This window comes from Shewanella sp. 10N.286.54.B9 (genome assembly GCF_041468565.1).
Lineage (GTDB): Bacteria > Pseudomonadota > Gammaproteobacteria > Enterobacterales > Shewanellaceae > Shewanella.
Genome location: NZ_JBFRIY010000121.1, coordinates 1 through 1,403, shown reverse-complemented (window position 1 = coordinate 1,403; position 1,403 = coordinate 1). Strand labels below are relative to the sequence as shown.

1 protein-coding gene is annotated in these 1,403 nt (G+C 43.0%); it reads left to right on the top strand.

What is annotated here, in order from left to right; genetic code table 11:
- Nucleotides 1-139: 139 nt before the first annotated feature.
- Nucleotides 140-1,117 carry a transposase gene (locus tag AB4135_RS22065; RefSeq protein WP_371995560.1) on the top strand — a complete coding sequence of 326 codons (978 nt, stop codon included), beginning with the start codon at nt 140-142 and terminating at the stop codon, nt 1,115-1,117.
- Nucleotides 1,118-1,403 lie beyond the last annotated feature (286 nt).

Genomic DNA, 1,403 nt, shown 5'->3' with positions numbered 1-1,403 from the left:
TCGCAGTTCATTATTGTAATCAATAAATAGTGCCACCCATAGCTAATGGCTTCAATCAATAAATAGTGCCACCCATAGCTAATGGCTTCAATAGCGACATCCGACTATGCTTTGAAAGAGCATTTAGTAAGGAGGTTGTATGGCAAGGCCGAGACGAACACTAATCAGCATCGAAGACACACCTTATTACCATTGCTGTAGCCGAGTAGTGCGGCGAGCGTTTTTGTGTGGTGATGATAAGTACACTGGGAAAAATTATGACCACCGCAGAGGTTGGGTTGAGGAGCAAATACTCAAGTTAACTGAAGTGTTTGCCATCGATGTAGCGGCTTATGCAGTGATGAGTAATCATCTTCATATTGTGCTGTATATCGATGTAGACAAGGTGAATCAATGGTCAGATAGGGATGTTGTTGAACAATGGCACAAGTGCTTTAATGGTACAGCACTTACCCAAAAGTTTGCTAAAGGTGAAGTGATAGATGAACACCTAGTGGCTCAATTGAAACATCAAATAGCGATTTACCGCTCACGACTCAGTGATATTTCATGGTTCATGAGGTGCCTCAATGAACCCATTGCCAGACAGGCCAACCTTGAAGATAACTGCACTGGCCATTTTTGGGAAGGGCGCTTTAAGTCCCAAGCTTTGTTAGATGAAGCAGCGGTACTAGCTTGCATGGCTTATGTCGAACTAAACCCAATTCGCGCCAAGAAGGCGAAAACACCAGAGCAATCCGATTTCACCAGTTTAAAACTAAGGGTCACCGCCGCGCTAAAAGGAAAGCAACCCAGCAAGCTTTTGCCCTTCATCGGCAACGAGCGAGAGCACCAACCCAAAGGCATAGCTTTCTCGCTGAAAGATTACCTTGAATTGGTAGATGAAACAGGAAGAGTCATCCGCGATGATAAACGAGGTGCAATATCAGGTAATGCAGAGAAAATCCTTAACAGATTAAACATTCCAACTAAAAACTGGGTAAAAATCATCACTGAGTTTGGGCAACTGTTTCACGGCCCTGTGGGTACGTTGCAGGAGCTAGATAGCTACTGTGAACACCTAGGTAAGCGCCGACGGCACTTTTCAAATAGTTGTCAGTATATGCAAGTAGACTAGACTCCAACAGCTCACCTCAAGACCACTTACCTTTGCTATTTCACAGAGTTAATATTCAACATCTTAACACTGACTAAATCTTCGTAATCCACTCCTTTTTAACAACATTTCGCAGCCGTAATATTGAAAGCATTTCATTTGACGATTTGAAAGACACTGAGTATTTATATCTGCTTGAAAGCTAGTTATGTTATTGATTATCGATGGCTGGCTATGTTGTTTGGCTATGTTGTTTTTTTTTGGATCGTCGCGTACGTATGTGCTACTGGCGTCAGTGGCGAAAGCC